17 protein-coding genes and 1 pseudogene are annotated in these 20,330 nt (G+C 57.5%); 9 read left to right on the forward strand and 9 right to left on the reverse strand.

The features are described from left to right. Window positions 1-143: 143 nt before the first annotated feature. The 3 genes from BMY73_RS24410 to BMY73_RS28150 are packed head-to-tail and all read right to left on the reverse strand — an operon-like array spanning window position 144 to window position 2,472. Window positions 144-1,487, reverse strand: a complete 1,344-nt coding sequence (locus tag BMY73_RS24410; RefSeq protein WP_092410351.1) for an ATP-binding protein — start codon at window positions 1,485-1,487, stop codon at window positions 144-146. After that, the gene (locus tag BMY73_RS24415; protein ID WP_092410353.1) at window positions 1,484-2,161 is read right to left on the reverse strand and encodes a response regulator; all 678 of its coding nucleotides are present in this window, start codon (window positions 2,159-2,161) and stop codon (window positions 1,484-1,486) included. Before BMY73_RS24415 ends, BMY73_RS24410 begins: the two co-directional genes overlap by 4 nt. Window positions 2,162-2,217: 56 nt before the next feature. After that, window positions 2,218-2,472, reverse strand: a complete 255-nt coding sequence (locus BMY73_RS28150; protein ID WP_139214277.1) for a hypothetical protein — start codon at window positions 2,470-2,472, stop codon at window positions 2,218-2,220. Window positions 2,473-2,658: 186 nt separating this feature from the next. Here BMY73_RS28150 and BMY73_RS24425 point away from each other — a divergent pair, with 186 nt between their 5' ends. Both BMY73_RS24425 and BMY73_RS24430 read left to right on the forward strand, forming a co-directional pair. Then, window positions 2,659-3,465 (forward strand): dienelactone hydrolase family protein, encoded by an 807-nt coding sequence (locus BMY73_RS24425; protein ID WP_062379992.1) that lies wholly within the window; start codon window positions 2,659-2,661, stop codon window positions 3,463-3,465. A 223-nt stretch (window positions 3,466-3,688) separates the two neighbouring features. After that, on the forward strand, window positions 3,689-4,414 hold the full coding sequence (locus BMY73_RS24430; protein ID WP_218190173.1) for a 4'-phosphopantetheinyl transferase family protein: 726 nt from the start codon (window positions 3,689-3,691) through the stop codon (window positions 4,412-4,414). A 104-nt stretch (window positions 4,415-4,518) separates the two neighbouring features. Here the strand turns inward: BMY73_RS24430 and fhuF are convergent, their stop codons facing one another. The 3 genes from fhuF to BMY73_RS24445 are packed head-to-tail and all read right to left on the reverse strand — an operon-like array spanning window position 4,519 to window position 7,592. After that, complete coding sequence (gene fhuF, locus BMY73_RS24435; protein WP_092410357.1) at window positions 4,519-5,214, reverse strand: siderophore-iron reductase FhuF; 696 nt, start codon at window positions 5,212-5,214, stop codon at window positions 4,519-4,521. Then, complete coding sequence (locus tag BMY73_RS24440; protein WP_092410359.1) at window positions 5,211-6,851, reverse strand: ATP-binding protein; 1,641 nt, start codon at window positions 6,849-6,851, stop codon at window positions 5,211-5,213. Before BMY73_RS24440 ends, fhuF begins: the two co-directional genes overlap by 4 nt. 3 nt (window positions 6,852-6,854) lie before the next feature. Continuing rightward, on the reverse strand, window positions 6,855-7,592 hold the full coding sequence (locus BMY73_RS24445; RefSeq protein WP_092410361.1) for a response regulator: 738 nt from the start codon (window positions 7,590-7,592) through the stop codon (window positions 6,855-6,857). An 874-nt stretch (window positions 7,593-8,466) separates the two neighbouring features. On the opposite strand from BMY73_RS24445, the gene BMY73_RS24455 reads away from it, so the two are divergent. From BMY73_RS24455 to BMY73_RS24480, 7 genes and pseudogenes are all read left to right on the forward strand, one after another. Then, on the forward strand, window positions 8,467-11,379 hold the full coding sequence (locus BMY73_RS24455; RefSeq protein WP_062379981.1) for a ribonucleoside-diphosphate reductase subunit alpha: 2,913 nt from the start codon (window positions 8,467-8,469) through the stop codon (window positions 11,377-11,379). A gap of 398 nt (window positions 11,380-11,777) precedes the next feature. Further along, window positions 11,778-11,948 carry a YhfG family protein gene (locus BMY73_RS24460; RefSeq protein ID WP_092410365.1) on the forward strand — a complete coding sequence of 57 codons (171 nt, stop codon included), beginning with the start codon at window positions 11,778-11,780 and terminating at the stop codon, window positions 11,946-11,948. Next, window positions 11,945-12,043 (forward strand): annotated as a pseudogene (locus BMY73_RS28965) (cell filamentation protein Fic); the annotation flags it as partial. The gene BMY73_RS24460 and the pseudogene BMY73_RS28965, both read left to right, overlap by 4 nt. Window positions 12,044-12,839: 796 nt before the next feature. Beyond that, a complete protein-coding gene (locus BMY73_RS24465; protein ID WP_062379979.1) occupies window positions 12,840-14,087 on the forward strand; it encodes a ribonucleotide-diphosphate reductase subunit beta in 1,248 nt (415 codons plus the stop codon). Window positions 14,088-14,338: 251 nt separating this feature from the next. Next, on the forward strand, window positions 14,339-14,872 hold the full coding sequence (locus BMY73_RS24470) for an REP-associated tyrosine transposase (RefSeq protein ID WP_062379978.1): 534 nt from the start codon (window positions 14,339-14,341) through the stop codon (window positions 14,870-14,872). Window positions 14,873-15,035: 163 nt separating this feature from the next. Then, entirely contained in the window at window positions 15,036-16,037 is a 1,002-nt protein-coding gene (locus BMY73_RS24475; RefSeq protein WP_256571371.1) for an HNH endonuclease, read from the forward strand. A gap of 323 nt (window positions 16,038-16,360) precedes the next feature. Continuing rightward, window positions 16,361-16,891 (forward strand): BRO-N domain-containing protein, encoded by a 531-nt coding sequence (locus tag BMY73_RS24480; protein WP_092410367.1) that lies wholly within the window; start codon window positions 16,361-16,363, stop codon window positions 16,889-16,891. Window positions 16,892-17,323: 432 nt separating this feature from the next. Here the strand turns inward: BMY73_RS24480 and BMY73_RS24485 are convergent, their stop codons facing one another. The 3 genes from BMY73_RS24485 to BMY73_RS28385 all read right to left on the reverse strand — a co-directional run. Continuing rightward, the gene (locus BMY73_RS24485; RefSeq protein WP_092410369.1) at window positions 17,324-17,692 is read right to left on the reverse strand and encodes a hypothetical protein; all 369 of its coding nucleotides are present in this window, start codon (window positions 17,690-17,692) and stop codon (window positions 17,324-17,326) included. Window positions 17,693-18,340: 648 nt separating this feature from the next. Beyond that, on the reverse strand, window positions 18,341-18,712 hold the full coding sequence (locus BMY73_RS28155; RefSeq protein ID WP_139214278.1) for a hypothetical protein: 372 nt from the start codon (window positions 18,710-18,712) through the stop codon (window positions 18,341-18,343). A 772-nt stretch (window positions 18,713-19,484) separates the two neighbouring features. Next, window positions 19,485-20,330: hypothetical protein (locus BMY73_RS28385; protein ID WP_175500241.1), on the reverse strand; the 846-nt coding region annotated here is incomplete at its 5' end.

Raw genomic sequence — 20,330 nt, forward strand, 5'->3', positions numbered from 1 at the left:
CTTGCCCGCGATGGCGGTATGTCAGTCACCGGATGCGTTACAGACAAATCGCATTCGCGGGCAAGCGCGCGCCTACAGGGTGGGGGGTGTATTCATGAGGTGGGTCTGGCCGAAGGCCGTGGAACGGGCGATGCGGAACGCCCTCAAATCGCAAACTGAATCCGGAATGCCGCCCCACCCAGTTCCGAATCCCCGAGCGTCAGCTGTGCGCCGTAGCTTTCGATGATGTCCTTGACCACCGCCAGCCCGATGCCCTGCCCCGGGTTCTTCTGATCCAATCGCTCGCCGCGCTCCAGAATCCGCGCGCGCTGGCTGTGCGGCACGCCGGGTCCGTCGTCTTCGATGCACAGTTCATCACCCATGATCGACGGCTTCCAGCGAACCCGCACCTCACTCAGGCACAGGCGGTAGGCGTTTTCGAGCAGATTGCCGAGCATTTCCAGCAACGCGCCCTCTTCCATCTGCACCTGGCAGTCGTCCGGAAGGTCGAGCACGACCTTGACCTGTTTGTCGCGGTAGACCTTTTCCAGCGTGTTACACAGACTCTCCACCACCGGCTTCAGCGCCACGTGGTGCCGCACCAGCCCGCTCTTGCGCAGGCTGGCCCGCTGCAACTGGTAGCCGATCTGCTGGCTCATGCGTTCGATCTGCGATTGCAGAATACGCGCCTGCTCCAGGTCCTCAGGTCGCTTGGCGATCTTCTCGCTGACGCCCTGCAATACCGCCAGCGGGGTTTTCAGGCTATGGGCCAGATCCCCCAGCGAATCGCGATAGCGGATGCGCTGTTCACGCTCGCTGCGCAGCAGGCGGTTGAGCGAGCCGGTCAGGCGCAGCAGTTCGCTGGGGTGTTCCTCGCTGAGGCTTTCCCGCGACCCGGCTTCCACCTGGTCCAGCTCCTGACTCATGCCCTTGAGCGCGCGCAGCCCCCAGGTCAGGCCGCCCCACAGCAAAATCAATAGCACCAGCAACGCACCGCCAAAGCCCAGATACAGCTTCTCGCGCAGGCCGGAAATGGTTTCCTGATACTCGCGCACCGGCTGCAAGGCCACGATGCTGAACGCGGCGTTGCGCCCGCCCAGGAGCTTGATCTCCACGTCGTAAACAAAGAACTCCTCGCCATTGGGCTGGCGAATCTTGGCGAACTCAGTGCCTCGGCCGTCATAACGAGGCTGGTATTCGATGGCTTGGTCCTCGGTCGCCCGAGAACGCCACACCAGCTTGCCGGCGCGGTTATAGATGTAGCCGAGCAAACGGCTGTCGGGGAGGCTGAATTGTTCGCCGGGGAGCAACGCCGGCATCAACAACCGGTCGTCTTCGACCCGCGCGGCGGAAATCAGCGTGGTCACGTCCGACGCCAGACGTTTTTCGATGGAGCTTTCAAGCGCCAGGCTGAAGGCGCTTTGTAACGCAGGCAGCATCAACAACATGAAAATGACCGCCAGGGTAGCGGCGGCCAGCATCAATCGTACGCGAAGCGAGCGAATCATCGACAGCGCTCGGTGAACAGGTAACCCAGGCCGCGCACGGTATCGATCGGTTTGAAGCCGCCGGGACCTTCCAGCTTGCGCCGCAGGCGGCCGACCAGCACCTCGATCACGTTGGGATCGCGCTCGTCGTCATCCGGGTACAACTGCTCCATCAAACGCTCTTTGGGCACCACTTGCTGATGGTGGCGCATCAGGTATTCCAGGATCCGGTACTCGTAGGCGGTCAGCGCCAACGGCTGTTCGTCCAGTGATGCCTGTTTGCGGTTGAGGTCCAGCAACAGAGGACCGGCCATGATCGTCGACTGGGTAAAACCGCTGGAGCGACGCAGCAAGGCATTCATGCGCGCTTCGAGCTCTTCGAACTGAAACGGTTTGACCACGTAATCGTCGGCTCCGGCTGCCAGGCCTTCGACCTTGTCCTGCCAGTTGCCGCGGGCGGTGAGGATCAGGATCGGAAACGCTTTGTTCTGCGTACGCAGCTGACGAATCAGGTCCAGCCCGCCGATGCCTGGCAAGCCCAGGTCGATGACCGCCAGATCGTGATTGAACTGGCCGGCCTGATACAACGCCTCCTCGGCATTGCCCACCGCTTCGACCACATGACCGCTTTCGGTCAGGCGGGTCTGCAAGTGATGACGCAACAGGGCTTCATCTTCGACAACCAGCAGTTTCATGACGCTCTCCCAGGCACAGGCATACCTCTCATTGGTGATCCTTGGACGCTGACGACTTACAACCGGTGGTAGACGGGCAAATAGCTGTCGGGGCTTTCAGTCAGGCTCGCCGACTGTGAAGCATACGCCGCGCTCATCGCTGGCGCCGCGTCGGACAGTTTAGCCGTGCTTGCCATCATTATTCCTGTGAGTTTTTTATGGCTTCTGAGGAAGTCGGTACGCGAGGCGTCGACATTGCCATCCGCCGCCTGAGCCGCGGCGCTGCCGCCAAGAAACGCCAGGGCCAGGAAAAACTTGTTGAAATTCAGCATGTGCAGGTCCTCCGGCGCCAGGCGCCTTGTTGGGTACGGGATCGAGCATACGCAGCAAGCGCTGAACCCCTCCTGAACGCGGTCTGAACCGGCGCTGAACATCCGGGCAGTGGGCGAGTCGGAACCTGAACAGCACAATCGTCTAGGCTCAATGCCAGACGTGTCCCTCAACAGAAGGAGAACATCATGCGGCTGCTGCTCGCGTTCACGCTCATCTGCCTTGCAAGCTTCGCTCAAGCGGAAGTGAAAACCCGCACCATCGATTACCAGAGCGCCGACGGCACCAAGCTGGTCGGCTATTACGCTTACGATGACGCGATCAAGGGCCCCAGACCCGGCATCGTGGTGGTTCACGAATGGTGGGGCCTGAACGACTATGCCAAGCGCCGTGCCCGCGATCTGGCCGCTCTCGGTTACAGCGCCATGGCCATCGACATGTACGGCGAAGGCAAGAACACCGAACACCCGAAAGACGCCATGGCCTTCATGCAGGCCGCGACGGCCGACGCGGGTGCTTCCAGGAAACGCTTCGATGCCGGGCTTGAGCAATTGAAAAAACAGCCGGAGACCAATCCCAAAAAAATCGCCGCCATCGGCTACTGCTTCGGCGGTGGCGTGGTGCTGGATGCGGCGCGACGCGGCGAACCGCTGGCTGCCGTCGTGAGTTTCCATGGCGCGCTGACCACCAAGACCCCGGCGAAAGAAGGGGTCACCAAAACGCCCATGCTGATCGAACATGGCAATAGCGACACCATGGTGACGGCCCAGAACGTCGCCGACTTCAAGAAGGAAATGGACGCCGCCAAGGCTGACTACACGTTCGTCGGCATCGACGGCGCCAAGCATGGCTTCACCAACCCCGACGCCGACAAACTGAGCCACGGCGACCATGGCGGACCGGACATCGGCTACAACCAGGCGGCCGACACAAGCTCGTGGGCGGACATGAAGGCGTTTCTGAAAGAGCAGTTTGCGAAGAATTCGACAATGTAAACCACCACAGCCCCCTGTAGGAGCGCGCTTGCCCGCGATCTGCCGGGAACCGGCAGTAAAATCAGACAAATTGGCCATCTCAGACAAACCGAGTTGACCGATTCAAGACGGATTTCGCGCCGATCGTCCGGACCCGGCCGATGGACAAGCCACGCTCCTACAGGGTGTGAGGGCGCCGCATTGTCAGCAGACATAAACAGCCTTTCACGGCAAAATGCCGTCCATGACTCGATCCCACGACCTCCCGCCCTGCTGCCCTGCCCTCACCCCTCACTGGCCACTGCCCCAGTCGCTGGACCATGTGGTGCTGGTCAGCAGCCCGTTCGATCCGCAGAAACTTGTCGACGGCGATTTCCAGCGTTGCCTGATCGAACCGCCCGCGAGCATTCAGCGCTCGGTCGCCAAACGTCAGACGGAATTCCTGGCCGGTCGTCTGTGCGCCCGTGAAGCCATACGCCTGCTCGACGGCCGTCTGCATGTGCCGTTGATCGGGGACGACCGCGCGCCGATCTGGCCGCAAGACCTGTGCGGCTCGATCACTCACAGCACCGGCTGGGCCGCCGCCATCGTGGCCAGCAAGCAGCATTGGCGCGGATTGGGCATGGATGTGGAACAGGTGATGAGCAGCGAGCGCGCTTCGCGACTGGCGGGTGAAATCCTCACGGCCGACGAACTGCAACGCATGGCGAGCGGGCCTGAGCATCAGGTTGCGCTACGGGTCACGCTGACGTTCTCGCTGAAAGAAGCCCTGTTCAAAGCGCTGTACCCCATCGTGCTCAAACGCTTCTATTTCGACGACGCCGAGTTGCTGGAATGGTCCGAAACCGGCCATGCATGCTTGCGATTGAAGATTGACCTGTCAGAGGAATGGCACAGCGGCAAAGTGCTGGATGCGCAGTTCAGTGTGCGGGATGGGCAGCTTTTGAGTCTGGTTTCCATCCCCGTGTAAACACATCTTCTGTAGGAGCGCGCTTGCCCGCGATTGCGGTAGGCCTGTGGCGGATTTATTCACTGACACAACGCAACCGTTGCAGGTCATCGTCGCTCAACAGGTCAGCGTGCCAACGGACAATGCTCGCAGCGCCCCACCCACTCGACTCGGTGACTCAAACAGCAACTGCGCCGCTGCCTGATTGACTGGCCGTCCTTCCCTTCTCTATAGGTAATCGCGTTGAACAGCGGATTACGCGTGCCATCCGGTCTGGTCTTCTCGCGCAGCAGACCATATCCGACTGCACCGGCGGCGGGGTGGATCGGGTTCAGTTGCCGCAGACAGCTTTCCAGATAATCCCCGGCATTGCCCCACAGCACGCTCGGCGCGACGCCGCCGTAGGCGCTTAGGCGGTCGATCACCTGCTGCAGGTTTTCGAGCAGCGGTGCGAAACGCTCGAACGGATCATCCGCGTTCGACGCATCAAAGGGCTCGCCGTCAAAACGCACGCCATCGAGAATTCCTCGCTCATGCAGCGCGAACGACAGTTGATCGACGGCTAACGGCCAACTCACGCCATGCACGAGATTCGCCACCATTACCGGCGGAATCAGCTGCATGGCGTAGTACTTCATCCATTGCGACACCAACACCGGCTGCTGGTCAGGCATCAATTCCGACCCGTACACCTTCAGCAACTGGCGATCCAGCGTCTCCCCACGCACCAACTCAGCCAGGGGCACCACCGGGCGCGCCTCGTCGAGCACCAGGGTTTTCGCGAAATCGGCCAACGCCCCTTCAAACCACTCGCGCCTCATGCGTCACCTTGCCGACGCGGCCAGGCCAGGCTGAAACACGCGCCGCCCAGCGCCTGACTGCGCCCGATCAACGCGCGCCCGGCGTGCCAATAAATGATGCGCCGTACGATCGACAACCCCAGGCCATGCCCGCCCGACGCCCGTGTGCGGCTGTCGTCCAGGCGCATGAACGGGGTGAAAATGCGGTCCCAGGCGTTTTCCGGCACGCCAGGGCCGTCGTCTTCGACATCGATGCGGCAGCGCTCCTGGCTCAATTGGTAACCCACCCGCACCTCGGATTCGGCATGACGCATTGCATTGCTGACCAGGTTCTGCAACGCCCGATGCAGATAGCGCGGCTCCGCCTCCACCCACGCTTCACGCGCTGGTGAGGCATCGTCGCTGACACAGATGCATTGTCCCCGGGTCACCTTCACATTGGCCCGCAGTGGCGCCAGTTCAGCGATGACTTGATCGATCAAGGCGTCGAGGTCGATGCGCTGGAAGTTCAGGTTCGGCGAGCCCTGCTCCAGCCGCGCGTAAGTGAGCATCTCATCCACCAGCTTGTCGAGGTCCTGGATGTCGTTGTCCATGCCGACCATGTACTTGTTCCGTGCCTCTGGCGTGCTGGCGTCGGCGATCATTTCCAGCCCGAAACGCAACCGTGCCACCGGCGTGCGCAATTCGTGGGACACCGCGCGCACCAGTTCACGCTGAATCGTCAGCGACCGCTGCAAATGCTCGGCCATGCCGTTAAACGCCTGCGCCAGTCGACCCACCGAATCGGCGCCCGTGGTCGGCACGCGGGTTTCGAGGCTGCCCTGAGCGATCTGCGTCGCGGCCGCCTCGAGAACACGCAAGCGGTGCTCCAGACGACGCACGAGCCAGTACACCACCAAACCGATCAGGCACAGGCCGAGGAAGGCAATCAGCACCAGCAATTCAGGGGGATAAGGGTTGAACTGATACAGCGGGCCGATCTCCAGCACCCACGGGGTTTTGCCCACGCCGGACAACACGCGGATCGAGTCGCCGCCCTTGCCCAGCGCCATCACCGTGTCGCCTTCGTCTATACGTCGACGCTGGTCATCGTCGACATCGACCTTGTCCAGCTTGATCAGGTGCATGGCGAAGCCGAACCCCTTGCTCAGGCGCAGGGTTTCCAGCCTCCCCGGCTGCTCGTCCACCGGAAAGCGCACCAGTTCATCAAGCAGCAGGAAAATCGTCGCTCGGGCCAGTTGCTCGCTGATCTGCTGCACTTCGCCGGTCAATAACAGCGCACTGCCGGGCTTGTCGGAGGCCGCAGGCTCGACTTCACGAAACACCCGCGCGGCGTGAGGGCCGGTCTGTTCCACCACCACCTGCCCGCGACTCAGGCGATTGCGCGCGCCGCCGTCCAGATGCGCCTGCTCTGAGGTTTCCAGCGCCAGCGGAATGCCCAGCAAACGTTCCCACACCGCCAGCGCCCGCGTGCGCTCGATGCTGTCCATCGATTTGAGGTTGTCGGCCATCAGGGAGAAGGTGCCTTGCGCCAGTTGCTCGCGGTACTGCTCGCCGCGCACCTTGTTCGCCAGGTGCAACGTCAGCACGCCGAGCAGCGCCACCAGCACCAACACGCCAAGCATGCCACCGTAGATTCGCAGGAAGATGGAATGCATGGGTCAGCCGTTGAGCATGAAGTTGCTCATGTCCCTGGCGGCTTCCGGCACGAACAGATACCCCTTGCCGCGCACGGTCTTGATCAGGCGCGGATGAACCGGGTCATCACCGATTCGCGGGCGGATTTTCGAGATGCGCACATCAATGGAGCGGTCCTGGCCGTCGTAGCCCACCCCTCTCAGCGCCGTGAAGATTTCCTCACGGGACAGAATCCGGCCGGCATTGGCGACCAACAGCCACAACAAGTCGAATTCGGCGCTGGTCAGGTCGATGCTCTTTTCATTGAGCCACGCTTCGCGCAAGGCGTTATCCACCACGAGCGGACCGAACACCAACCGACGCTGCTCCCGCGCCGGCGCCTCGGCCGCTTCGCTGCGCCTCAACAACGCATGAATGCGCGCCAGCAGCACGCGGGGGTGCACAGGTTTGCAGACGAAATCATCGGCGCCCGTGTCCAGCCCCTGAACCTGATCGCTGTCGTCGGTGCGCGCGGTGAGCATCAGGATAGGGCCGTCGTAGCGGTTGCGCACCTTGCGGCAAATGCTCAGGCCGTCTTCGCCGGGCAGCATGAGGTCGAGAATCACCAGATCCGGCTGCTCCGCGATAATCCGCTGCGCCGCCTGCGCGCCATCACTCTCCACACCGACACGCAGGCCGTTGCTCTCAAGGTAATCGCGGGTCAGCTCGGCGAGTCGCCGATCGTCCTCGACGATCAGCACCTGCCAGGGTTCTTGCTGCACGGTCCGTGTCTCCTGGTGTTTGTTCTTATTAATAGCAGCGCGGGATATCCATTGTAGGAGCGTGGCTTGTCCCGCGATCGGCCGGGAACCGGCCGTAAAATCGGACAACGCTTTTTGTCTGAAACATGCATTCGCTGGAGAGACTGTCGCTGCGCAACAGATCGCGGGACAAGCCACGCTCCTACAGAACAGTGTTGATCCGTCGCAATAGTACCCACTCGTCCAACATGACACACGACATGCAAAACCACCCGTCCGCCGCCCATGCCACCCCCACATTTTGTGATAGGGTTCGCGCCCGCAAAAAACCGGGAAATTGATTTTTACCCTCGAAAAATCGCACGCCAGGAGCTCATCCCAGTCCCCATGCGGCCTACACGCGACTTCGCCGTTTCGCACACAAATTACACACAGCTTTATCCACAGGTTGAGCCCGTCAGGAACGTTGCAATTAGTGTCCGAAACGCATTATCTTGTACCCCGTCGCTTGCGGAGACCCTACATGTAGGGTTTGGATCGAAAAACCAAACACAAGTGACCGAGAGATTTCAAGCACTTTTTCTCGCATCAAACGGGTTTAAATGCCCCGGTTTTACCGCCTGACCGCTCACACGCGAATGGCAGACACTCAGGCTTCATGATCTGCGCGTAACGGTACAAGTGTTGCAACATTAAATGTGCATTCTGCATCGAATTTTTACAGGGCGACGGACTCAGAACCGCGCCCTTTTGGACTTCAAAGCCAGGGTCGGCCTCCTTCAGCCTTCCCATCCGTTTTGAAGTCATTGGACTGACGTTTGTCAGTCAACTGCCTCAAGACGGAACGGTGGACGCCCACAGCGTCCAAATAAACATAGAGAACGTGGAGACACCCATGCAAACAGACACAACTCGCGAGAATCCGCAGGCCATTGCGCCGCAGACAGGTGCGACCCAGCAGGACCTGTCCGCCACCGCACCGGGTCAGCTGCGCGTGATCAAGCGTAACGGCACCGTGGTTCCGTACACCGATGACAAGATCACCGTCGCCATCACCAAGGCTTTCCTCGCAGTTGAAGGCGGTACCGCCGCCGCGTCGTCGCGTATCCACGACACCGTTGCCCGCCTGACCGAACAGGTCACCGCGACCTTCAAGCGTCGCATGCCCTCGGGCGGCACCATCCACATCGAAGAAATCCAGGATCAGGTAGAACTGGCGCTGATGCGCGCCGGCGAGCAAAAAGTGGCTCGCGACTACGTGATCTACCGTAACGACCGCTCCAAAGAGCGTGCCGGTCGTGGCGGCGAAGCCCCTGTGCAGGCTCACCCGTCGATCCGCATCACCACCAAGGACGGCAGCCTCGCGCCGCTGGACATGGGTCGCCTGAACACCATCATCACCGAAGCGTGTGAAGGCCTGGCTGAAGTCGATGCCAACCTGATCCAGAACGAAACCCTAAAAAACCTGTACGACGGCGTTGCGCTGACCGACGTCAACACCGCACTGGTGATGACCGCGCGTACCCTCGTGGAACGTGAGCCGAACTACTCGTTCGTGACCGCGCGCCTGCTGATGGACACCCTGCGTGCCGAAGGCCTGGGCTTCCTGAACGTGGCCGAAAGCGCCACTCACCACGAAATGGCCGACCTGTACGCCAAGGCACTGCCGGCCTACGTCGCCAAAGGTATCGAGTTCGAACTGCTGAACCCTGTTCTGGCCGAATTCGACCTGGAAAAACTGGGCAAGGCGATCAACCACGAGCGCGACCAGCAGTTCACCTACCTGGGCCTGCAGACCCTGTACGACCGTTACTTCATCCACAAGGATGGCGTGCGTTTCGAACTGCCACAGATCTTCTTCATGCGTGTGGCCATGGGCCTGGCCATCGAAGAGAAAGCCCGTGAAGACCGCGCCATCGAGTTCTACAACCTGTTGTCGTCGTTCGACTACATGGCCTCAACCCCGACGCTGTTCAACGCCGGTACCCTGCGTCCACAGCTGTCGAGCTGCTACCTGACCACCGTTCCGGATGACCTGTCGGGCATTTACCACGCCATCCACGACAACGCCATGCTGTCCAAATTCGCAGGCGGTCTGGGCAACGACTGGACACCGGTTCGCGCGCTGGGCTCGTACATCAAGGGCACCAACGGCAAATCCCAAGGCGTCGTGCCCTTCCTGAAAGTGGTCAACGACACCGCTGTGGCCGTGAACCAGGGTGGCAAGCGCAAAGGCGCTGTCTGTGCCTACCTGGAAACCTGGCACATGGACATCGAAGAGTTCATCGAACTGCGCAAGAACACCGGTGATGATCGTCGTCGTACCCACGACATGAACACCGCCAACTGGATCCCTGACCTGTTCATGAAGCGTGTCTTCGACGACGGCAAATGGACCCTGTTCTCGCCGTCCGAAGTGCCTGACCTGCACGACCTGACCGGTAAAGCCTTCGAAGAGCGCTACGAGTACTACGAAGCACTGACCGAGTACCCAGGCAAGATCAAGCTGTTCAAGACCATCCAGGCCAAAGACCTGTGGCGCAAGATGCTGTCCATGCTGTTTGAAACCGGCCACCCGTGGCTGACCTTCAAAGACCCGTGCAACCTGCGTTCGCCGCAGCAGCACGTGGGCGTGGTCCACAGCTCGAACCTGTGCACCGAGATCACCCTGAACACCAACAAGGACGAGATCGCGGTCTGCAACCTGGGCTCGATCAACCTGCCGAACCACATCGTCAACGGCAAGCTGGACACCGACAAGCTCAAGCGCACCATCGACGTAGCCGTTCGCATGCTCGATAACGTCATCGACATCAACTACTACTCCGTGCCGCAAGCCAGGAACTCCAACTTCCGTCACCGTCCGGTCGGTCTGGGCATCATGGGCTTCCAGGACGCGCTGTACCTGCAGCACATCCCTTACGGTTCCGACGCTGCCGTTCAGTTCGCCGACCGCTCGATGGAAGCCGTCAGCTACTACGCGATCCAGGCTTCCTGCGATCTGGCGGACGAGCGCGGCGCCTACGAGACGTTCCAGGGTTCGCTGTGGTCCAAAGGCATCCTGCCGCTGGATTCGCAACAGATCCTGATCGAAGCCCGTGGCCAGAAGTACATCGACGTCGACCTGGAAGAAACCCTGGACTGGGCACCTGTGCGTGCTCGCGTTCAGAAAGGCATTCGTAACTCGAACATCATGGCCATCGCACCGACCGCGACCATCGCCAACATCACCGGCGTGTCGCAGTCGATCGAACCGACCTACCAGAACCTGTACGTGAAATCGAACCTCTCGGGCGAATTCACCGTGATCAACCCGTACCTGGTTCGCGACCTCAAGGCCCGCGATCTGTGGGACTCGGTCATGATCAACGACCTCAAGTACTACGACGGTTCGGTACAACAGATCGAGCGCATCCCGCAGGAACTCAAAGACCTGTACGCCACCGCGTTCGAAGTCGACACCAAGTGGATCGTTGATGCCGCCAGCCGTCGTCAGAAGTGGATCGACCAGGCTCAGTCCCTGAACCTGTACATTGCAGGCGCTTCGGGCAAGAAACTGGACGTGACCTACCGCATGGCCTGGTACCGTGGTCTGAAAACCACCTACTACCTCCGTGCCCTGGCCGCGACCAGCACCGAGAAGTCGACCATCAACACCGGCAAGCTCAACGCCGTTTCCAGCGGCGGCCACGGCCCGGACGACTCGGCAATCACCGCCCCGCGTCCAGCCGAAGCAGCACCCGCCGGTCCAGCGCCAGTGCCAAAAGCCTGCGCGATCGACGAGCCGGACTGCGAAGCCTGTCAGTAAACGGAATGGCGCTACGCAAGTAGCGCCTTCATGGTCAACGTGAAGAAGGCTGATCGTTCCCGCGCTCCGCGTGGGAACGCATCGTTGGACGCTCCGCGTCCTTTCACAGTCCTGCTTCCCGGACGTAACGCCCGACCACACGACGTTGTGGAGTGGCCGCACCGTAATACCGTGCAACCCACAAGCCTGTGGGAGTGAGCTTGCTCACGAAGAGGCCGGCACAATCACCAAAGATTGCCGCCGAAGCCTCCCACCGAAGCCCAACCCGCTTCAGTAATAAAGAAACACCGAGGCGAGGGACACCCTCACCTATTCATGTGCTTTGCGTGCAATGCCCAGCGACACCCTCCCCGCATCGAATCCGCTACAATTGCCTCATCGCAAAACGAGGCCTGTTTATGTCAACTCCCTCTCTCGAAGCCAAGAAGGCCTATTGCGCCAAAACGCGCAAATCCAACTACGCTGCCAGCCTGCGACTGGAAGGCTTCCCCAGCACACCCGCTGATGCTGAACGCCCCCTCCCAAGTCGAGAAGAACTGCTGAAAATCTACCGTGGCAAAAAAGCGTGACACTCGACAAATACGGCACCGGCCAGGACCCCTATTGCTTTCCCGATACAGCGATCCTGCGTAACCGATTCGGAATTCATGATGAACAGATCCTGGCTGAGCCGAATGGATACAGGCCAATATCGACGCCGTAGGGTGTGATTATGAGGGGTTGGTAAGGGTGTTCGAACGATGCGTAGGTCAGGCAATCGGAAGCTGAACATTCGCCGGTCAGTCCTGTCGGGAGACATCGCCTGAAACGGCCGCTCGTCGATTACGTCACAGTTCGGGGCTTCACTTCCAATGGGTATCCGATACTGATTTTCGAGTGCCCTCCCCTGCACGCCGCTGGATACGGAACCTCAACGCATTATCAAAGCCTTGATCCAGATCAGCAGAGGCGAATTCATGGAAATTCAACCTGACCCGTTGATTGCCGATAGCCAGGACACACTATATGATGTGTCTCGCGTCAAGAATAAGCACTAGATACGTGATTAACCTCTAATATCAACGCGCTGTTCCCCAAGCATGGCTTGGCGAAGAACGCAAAGGAAAATGAAGGCAATTCGACCTTCAAATTCCGCCAGGGACGAACCCGCGCCGGGCAAAATCTGTATAATCCCGCGCTCACCCAGGGTACTCAAAATGACCGTTTGCACATTGCAAAGCTGGCACTCTGAAAACAGCCCCGTTGACCCGCTTCGTCGGCCTGCCATAGGTGGCCTTCGCAGCACGTTCGCCGATCGATCCGAAACAACCATTCTCGTCTTCGTTGATCAATCACAGTAAGACCCTGAGCTGTACCCAATCTATTCCCGTTGCCAGCCTACGCGACCTGCACCGCTGGCAACGCCGACTTTAAAATCCAATCGACCGCCAAAGCGGTCCTCAAGCAGGAGCCTCATCACCATGCTGAGCTGGGACGAATTCGACAAAGAAGACGCCGCTGAACCCGCCAAAGGCGCCAACGCAGGCCACGCCTCCGAAGCCGCCATGGACAAACTCGACAGCGCAGGTGGCGCTGCCGCGTTGGAAGCACGCGCTGCCAACGCCAACGACTCCGCCGCCGTGGCCCGCGCCAAGGCTGCCCTGAACAAACTCGACATCGCCGAAGGTCTGGCCGAACTCGAAGGCTCCGCTGCTCGCGTTGCCGTCGACGAAAAGCGCATGATCAACTGCCGCGCCGACCTCAACCAACTCGTACCCTTCAAGTACGACTGGGCCTGGCAGAAGTACCTCGACGGCTGCGCAAACCACTGGATGCCGCAAGAAGTCAACATGACCGCCGACATCGCCGTATGGCGTAACCCGGAAGGCCTGACCGACGACGAACGCCGCATCGTCATGCGCAACCTCGGCTTCTTCTCCACCGCCGACTCCCTGGTTGCCAACAACCTCGCGCTGGCGGTGTATCGCCTCATCACTAACCCTGAATGCCGCCAGTACATCCTGCGCCAGGCCTTCGAGGAAGCGATCCACACCCACGCCTACCAGTACTGCATCGAATCGCTGGGCATGGACGAAGGCGAGATCTTCAACATGTACCACGAGATCCCGTCGGTCGCTAAAAAAGCGGCCTGGGGCCTCAAATACACCCGCGCCATCTCCGACCCGGAATTCAACACCGGCACCGTCGAGACGGACAAAGAACTGCTGCGCAACCTGATCGCCTACTACTGCGTTCTGGAAGGCATTTTCTTCTACTGCGGCTTCACCCAGATCCTCTCCATGGGCCGCCGCAACAAAATGACCGGCGTTGCAGAACAGTTCCAATACATCCTGCGCGACGAGTCCATGCACCTGAACTTCGGCATCGACGTGATCAACCAGATCAAAATCGAAAACCCACACCTGTGGGACGCCGAACTGAAGGAAGAAGCCAGCCAGATGATTCTGCAAGGCACCCAGCTCGAAATCGAATACGCCCGCGACACCATGCCTCGCGGCGTACTGGGCATGAACGCAGCGATGATGGAGGACTACCTCAAATTCATCGCCAACCGTCGCCTGTCGCAGATTGGCCTGAAGGAAGAGTACCCAGGCACCACCAACCCTTTCCCATGGATGAGCGAGATCATGGACTTGAAGAAAGAGAAGAACTTCTTTGAGACTCGCGTGATTGAGTATCAGACGGGTGGGGCGTTGAGCTGGGATTGATGTTCGCTAACCCAATGCGATAGTTAAAAAACCGGAGGCAGATGTCTCCGGTTTTTTTTCGCCCATTTCTATGATCGTCCCCGCGCTCCGCGTGGGGATGCAGCCACTGACGCTCCGCGTCACCACCGACGGCTCAACCCATATGAGTACCGATTCGAAGCACTCAGAAACATCGAGACGCTCACACCACCTCAGGACTTCAAGTAGCCTTCATCGCTTCATGCCCCCACTCCAGATTCAAGGAAGAATCCATGGCCCGAAGCCGCTACACCATCACCGAAACCGAAAAACCTCATTTCCTGACCTGCACCATCGTCGAATGGCTTCCGCTATTCACTCGCCCTGCCCTCGTTGAAGTCGTTCTGAACACATGGCGCTTTCAACAAGTCAATCAGGACTTGAAGCTTTACGGCTATGTGGTCCTAGAGAATCATCTTCATTACCTCGCCCAAGCGTCTGACCTTGGGAAATCTGTAGCCAGTTTTAAATCGTTCACAGCCCGAAACATCATTAATCACCTTGAACAGACCCGAGCCGACAGCACACTACAGCGTCTTCGATTCGCCAAGCGCGCCCACAAAGTCGACCGTGTTCATCAGGTCTGGCAGGAAGGCGTGCATGCAGAGTTGGTTTACAGCGAAAGCGTAATGCGGCAGAAGCTCGAATACATCCACAACAATCCCGTAAAGCGCGGCTATGTCGATCTCGGTGAGCACTGGAGATATTCGAGTGCACGGGATTATCAAGGACAGCCAGGGCTTATTGAGGTCCAGCGGTGGTACTGAATGACGCGGAGCGTCATAGGCCGCATCCCCACGCAGAGCGCGGGAACGATCATGGTCCAAATTCAGAACGGTGATATCACTTTGACCTGAAACCAGTTGTAACAAAGCGCCTCACTGACGCAACATCCCTTTTCCTACAAGAGGCATGGAAAGGGATTACAGCGTGGCCAAAAAAACCTCTCACCAGATACCCACTGGCTCTTACGCCTCGCAGTCGCTTGAGGAAGGCCATATCTACACGCGTGATGACCTACGAGCCCGCTTCGACATCACCGCGTCAAGCATTAACACCGGCGTATTCAAGCCTGGAGCTTACGACTCGGTTTGGATTTTCATCACAGAACACAAGACAGCGGATCGCACCCCGTACGATGACGTCCTTGCGGACGACGTGCTGCACATGGATGGTCAGAAGCAAGGTCGTACAGACCGCCTCATCAAAGAGCATGTCGAGCGCGGGTTAGAACTGCTGCTGTTTTATCGTAAGAAAAAATATGAGCATCCGGGTGCGGGCTTCACTTACAAGGGCCGATTCCTTTATGAAGACCATGAAGGCGCTCGCCCCACCAAATTCACCCTACGACAAGAAAGCAGCCCCGCGTTGACCATCCCGGTCATCGAAAAGGAATTAGACGAGTTAGGCGAATTCGATCCTCAAAACATCGTCGACGCTCGCCAGAAGGTCCTCGCGTCAGTGATTCGTCGTAAAGGGCAAGCCAAGTTCAGATCGGCTCTGCTAAAAGCCTACAAGGGCAAATGCGCAGTCACCGGCTGCACCGTCGAAGCGCTGCTGGAGGCCGCGCACATCGTCCCATACCAAGGTGCCGACACGAATGTGGTCAGCAATGGTTTGCTACTTCGCGCTGACATCCATACCCTTTTTGACTTGGGGCTTTTATGGGTTGATCCAGACAGCCGGCTTGTGAAATTGGCAGAAGGCTTAAAAGGTAGCGAATACTCGCATCTGCACGATAAGCCTATCTCTGCCCCCGACAATGGGTCTGATCATCCAAGTGCCAAAACGCTGCTGTCGCACCTCAATGCCCTGAAGCTGGAGAAAACTGACAGTAATCCGCGCATTTCTGATTCTCCGCGCAAGTCGAAACAGGCTACCAGCGCTCAGAGCGAGCAGAACGTTGACCTGAGTTCGACGGCGGTTGAATGAGGCTGCTTTCACTGATTTGGCAATTTTGGGAAACGTCCTACAACATTCAACCTTGCCGCAGTCACCCCTAATCCCTACCCTGCTTCAGCGCCTAAGAAACGCAGCAGAAACACCTGAGTAGAGCGGACCGTCCGCTCCCGACAGATGCGGCTTTTTTACGCCTATGGCTTCTGCCTGCGCGTTGAGATTGTCTCTGCTATGTCGGGAGTGGGCGAATACAAGACCCGTAAGGGAAATATGTCCGGCCCTTTTCTCTGCTCAAGGGTTTCTTAGCTCCCGACACCCTTTCCAGCCATGGACGGCGAATTAAGCAGAGAACGGACATGAACAATAGCCTCCGCCCCACCATCTTCCACCGCCACAACCGCCCTCTGCGCACGCTCCTCCTCGAATCCCAAGCCTGGTTCTGTGCCCGCGACATGGGTCGTCTCATGGGCTGGCCCTTGAACGACCGCACGACGCGCAAGCTGGATGCGGACCAACGCCGTCTCGTCACTCTGGTAGATGCGTGTGGCGAGGAAACCGAGTTGATGATCAGTGAGTCAGGCGTCTACACGATGTTGGTGCATCACTATCACGCCGAGAATCGCGCGTTGCGGCAGTGGATTACCAATGAGGTGGTGCCGTGTCTGCGGGATGAAGGAATAGCGCCAGACTCGATCAGCCCTTGTTTGAGTTTCTTGCAGTGGCCAGGACTGTCGGTGAGCCTGTTGCATTGGCGCAGCGAGCCGTGGATTCGGTTGCGGGACATGCCAAAGGTGTTGACGGTGGATGGGGCTCGGGGTCATGGAGTGGCGCTTGAATCGCGCGCGTCCTGGTGGCGACTGGCGATGCAGGTTTTGCGGTTGGGGTGATGCTGGCTCACGCGGCTCCAGACACTGGGAGAAGATTAAGCCCCACGACTTTCAATACCACCGCATTTCACCGATCGTTCCCACGCTCCGCGTGGTAATGCATCTTATGACGCTCCGCGTCACTTTCCAGATCCACGGATGGATTCAATGGGCAGAAGTCGTTACACCCTTACAGAGGCCTACACACCCCACTTCCTCACCTGCACCATTGTCGAATGCCACCGCTGCTCATCCGCGCAGCACTTGTACAGATCGTGCTTTGACGCTTGGCGCTTTCAACCGGTGAATCAGGGCTTATGGCTCTCGATTGCCCGGGATTATGAAAAGTAGATGGGATCGCTTTAGGTTCAACACTGGAGCTGGAGACGCGGAGCGTCTTGAGATGCGTTACCACGCAGAGCGTGGGAACGATCTATAAACTCGGCGAGACAACTACCTGCCCAATATACTCCAGCCGAAAAGGGCGACCGACCAAAGCGTGCACGCTATGAATGGCGCGTACACCTTTCTTTTTAACGGCTTGGGAATGGCGAGCACTTCCTTCTCTACAACACCTCCATCTCGAACATAGATTTTAGGATAAAGGCAAATCGCTAATATTGTTCCGCAGCGCAACACTTTTCCTGCCAAGCCAAGGTGCTTCATCCAAACTTTATTTTCGTTTACCAGACGACAGCCTCCTAAAACAGCTTCTAATTGATCAACCGTTTTGTGACATACGATCATAGACCACATTGCTAAAAATGGAGACGGTAGCATTATGATCATGATGACGATATCGGCCATATCGAGTTTACTCATAAATACTCTCCTAGACGACGCCACCAATTTCTTCGCCTCTCTGATCTCCAGCGCGTGGAAGGCTTTCAGTAGTGCGCAATTGTCAACAAGACTTTTCCCCTATTCGAAAACCAGTCCGCTTATCAATAGCGCGGAACACCACAGAAAGGATGCAATGAAAGGAGGATATAGTCGTATTTTTAATTTTTTGGGCATGGCCTCTATCTCACTACGAAGCGCGACGCCTCGCCAAATATAAAATCTGGGAATCAAGCAAATAATGCAGATGTGCCCGCATATTATTATCTCTCCCAAGATACCCAGCCGAGCATGCGTATTACGATTACAAAGCAATATTGGACTGCATTTAAATAGCTGCTGCAATTGACCTGATAACAGATGTGACATCACAGCTGTCCATATCACTATAAAAGGTAACGGCAACATTATTACCAACGTCACAACTTTCTCTATGCTTGATCTATTCATCTATGCCCTCATAGGCTCCGGAACCGCCTAGAATTTTTCTCGGTTCTGGAACTTCCCGGACGAGAAATGGTTTAAGGGTCCCACTCGTTTGTTTATTGCAGTAACGTGCGTGCGACTCCGACCTTTCCCCGCAAGACAGGAAGCAGAACTCAATGGATAGTTTTTAATCCAACGTATCGATTACCATCCATGAACAATGCCTGACAGCAACAATGCACCAAACCATAGATTCAGAGCAAAAAATGGCGGGTATAGCCACAGTTTCAGCTTTTTAGGCATCCTTTCTACCTCAGCTCGTACTGCCAAGCCTCTGCGGACGGACAACGTCGGCATCAGGCAAATCAAGAATACGCATCCGCAAGTAATAATTTCACCAAGCAAACCTAAACTCTTAATGAATTGCCGATCCTGCAATAGTAATGGGCTGCTTAAAAATATTTGCTCCAATCTTTCTACCAAGATATGAGAGCAGATAGCGGTCCAGATAATGATAAAAGGCAGAGGCAACACAACCAATACCGTGCCAAGTTCTTCTATTGAAAATTTATTCAACGGACACCCCACAAATTACATCTCCGAAGTGTTCTCATTTTCTGCTTCCGATCTCAGCTCTTTTTCACCCCCGCACTGTATAACTCTATCTGTAAATTCCCACAGACCAAACATTATCCGGTTGTGTTCCACTAACGCGCTTTCCGCAAAAATGCATTATAGGTTTCCTAAATGCCTGCGATCGCAATTGCTGCCAAGACGAGCAAGATGGGTTGAGCCGCAACCGTGCATTGGGTAGAAACTTCCAAGACACCTATTCGATCATAGTAAACTCTCAATCAAGAGCCCACCAATGAAACCTACACGGAACTCCCGAGTTCGCTGGTTTCTGTTTCGGAAATTCCGATGACGTCCACGGGGCAAGCTAGCATAGGTACAACCTTATAATATTTATCGAGCATCCTTGATGGGCATCCATATCAACAGATAGCAAACTGTTAAAAGCAAGGTCCATACGCCACATGCGATAAAGGGCGGGTACAACATCTTCTTTATTTTCACCGGAACAGCTAAAACCTCTTCTTCGAGCACCCATCCTTTTCGGATGCAAAATCGACGATTAATGCATAGACCGAATACTGAGCCGCAGTACATAACCTCCCCTGCGACTCCCAGAGTTTTCATCCAGGCTATGTCTTTCTGCACAAAAGAACTGCGCACAAAAATTCTGTCTAGCTCATCTACCAACTTGTGAGACACAATCATCGCCCATATGGGAATAAACGGCATAGGCAGTATAACTATCGCCGTTATAAAGTCAGTCATGCCCGACCTAATCATAAACGCCCTCATAAATTACCTCGCCCATCATCTCCGCTCCCGCCCCACCCAGTTCGCCCCCTGCCCATGAAGCGGCGCCAGTGCCAATCACCACACAAGCGGTCATACCTGCTCCGCGAGTGAGGACCCCCAATACGACCTTACAAAGCTGTGCAGACAGAGGGGCGCCCAGAGATCCTGCTCCAGCACCTCCCCCCAAACTCCCAACCAACTTCCCCCCCTCCACATACTGCGCCTTCCTGCACTGTCGCTCATCCCCGGCCAGACACGCCTCCCTGATCTCCAGCGAGGTGGACGCCACTTCAAGCGCGACGCCGATGTATCCCCCTCGTTTGATGATGGTTGCCGCTTTTGCAACGCCTGCCACGGTGTCGGCGTAGCGGGCGATCTCGCCGTGTTTTGCATAGCTTTTGGTGGACAGTCCCAACAAGTCCTTGATGCGGGTGTTTTTGCCCAGGCCTGAGCCGGTGCTGGCGTAGCTGCTCAACTGTTTTTGTATTTTGGCTTCCAGCAGGGCGCGCTTCTGGAAGAAGAGCTCGCGGTTCTGGAGTTTCCCGGAGGAGAAATGGCTTTTGTAGAGCGCATCGATTTCTCCCAGGCTGCCCTCGATGTTTTTGAGATGTCGGCTCCAACCGTCGGAGACCGTACCTGTCGCGATGGAGGTTCTGTCGAGGACGTCTTGCAAGAAGTCGTAGTTCTCGACCATGTAGCTGTCTCCTGCCATGCCGTTGATGAGCAGCATGTGGTGCACTTCGGTGGCCCTTTTCATCAGGTAGGCCTCTTGGGTGGTGCAGGATTTGGTGGAGTAATCGCCAATGATGACCATCTCGCCAGCGAG

Source organism: Pseudomonas sp. NFACC02 (assembly GCF_900110765.1).
GTDB lineage: Bacteria > Pseudomonadota > Gammaproteobacteria > Pseudomonadales > Pseudomonadaceae > Aquipseudomonas.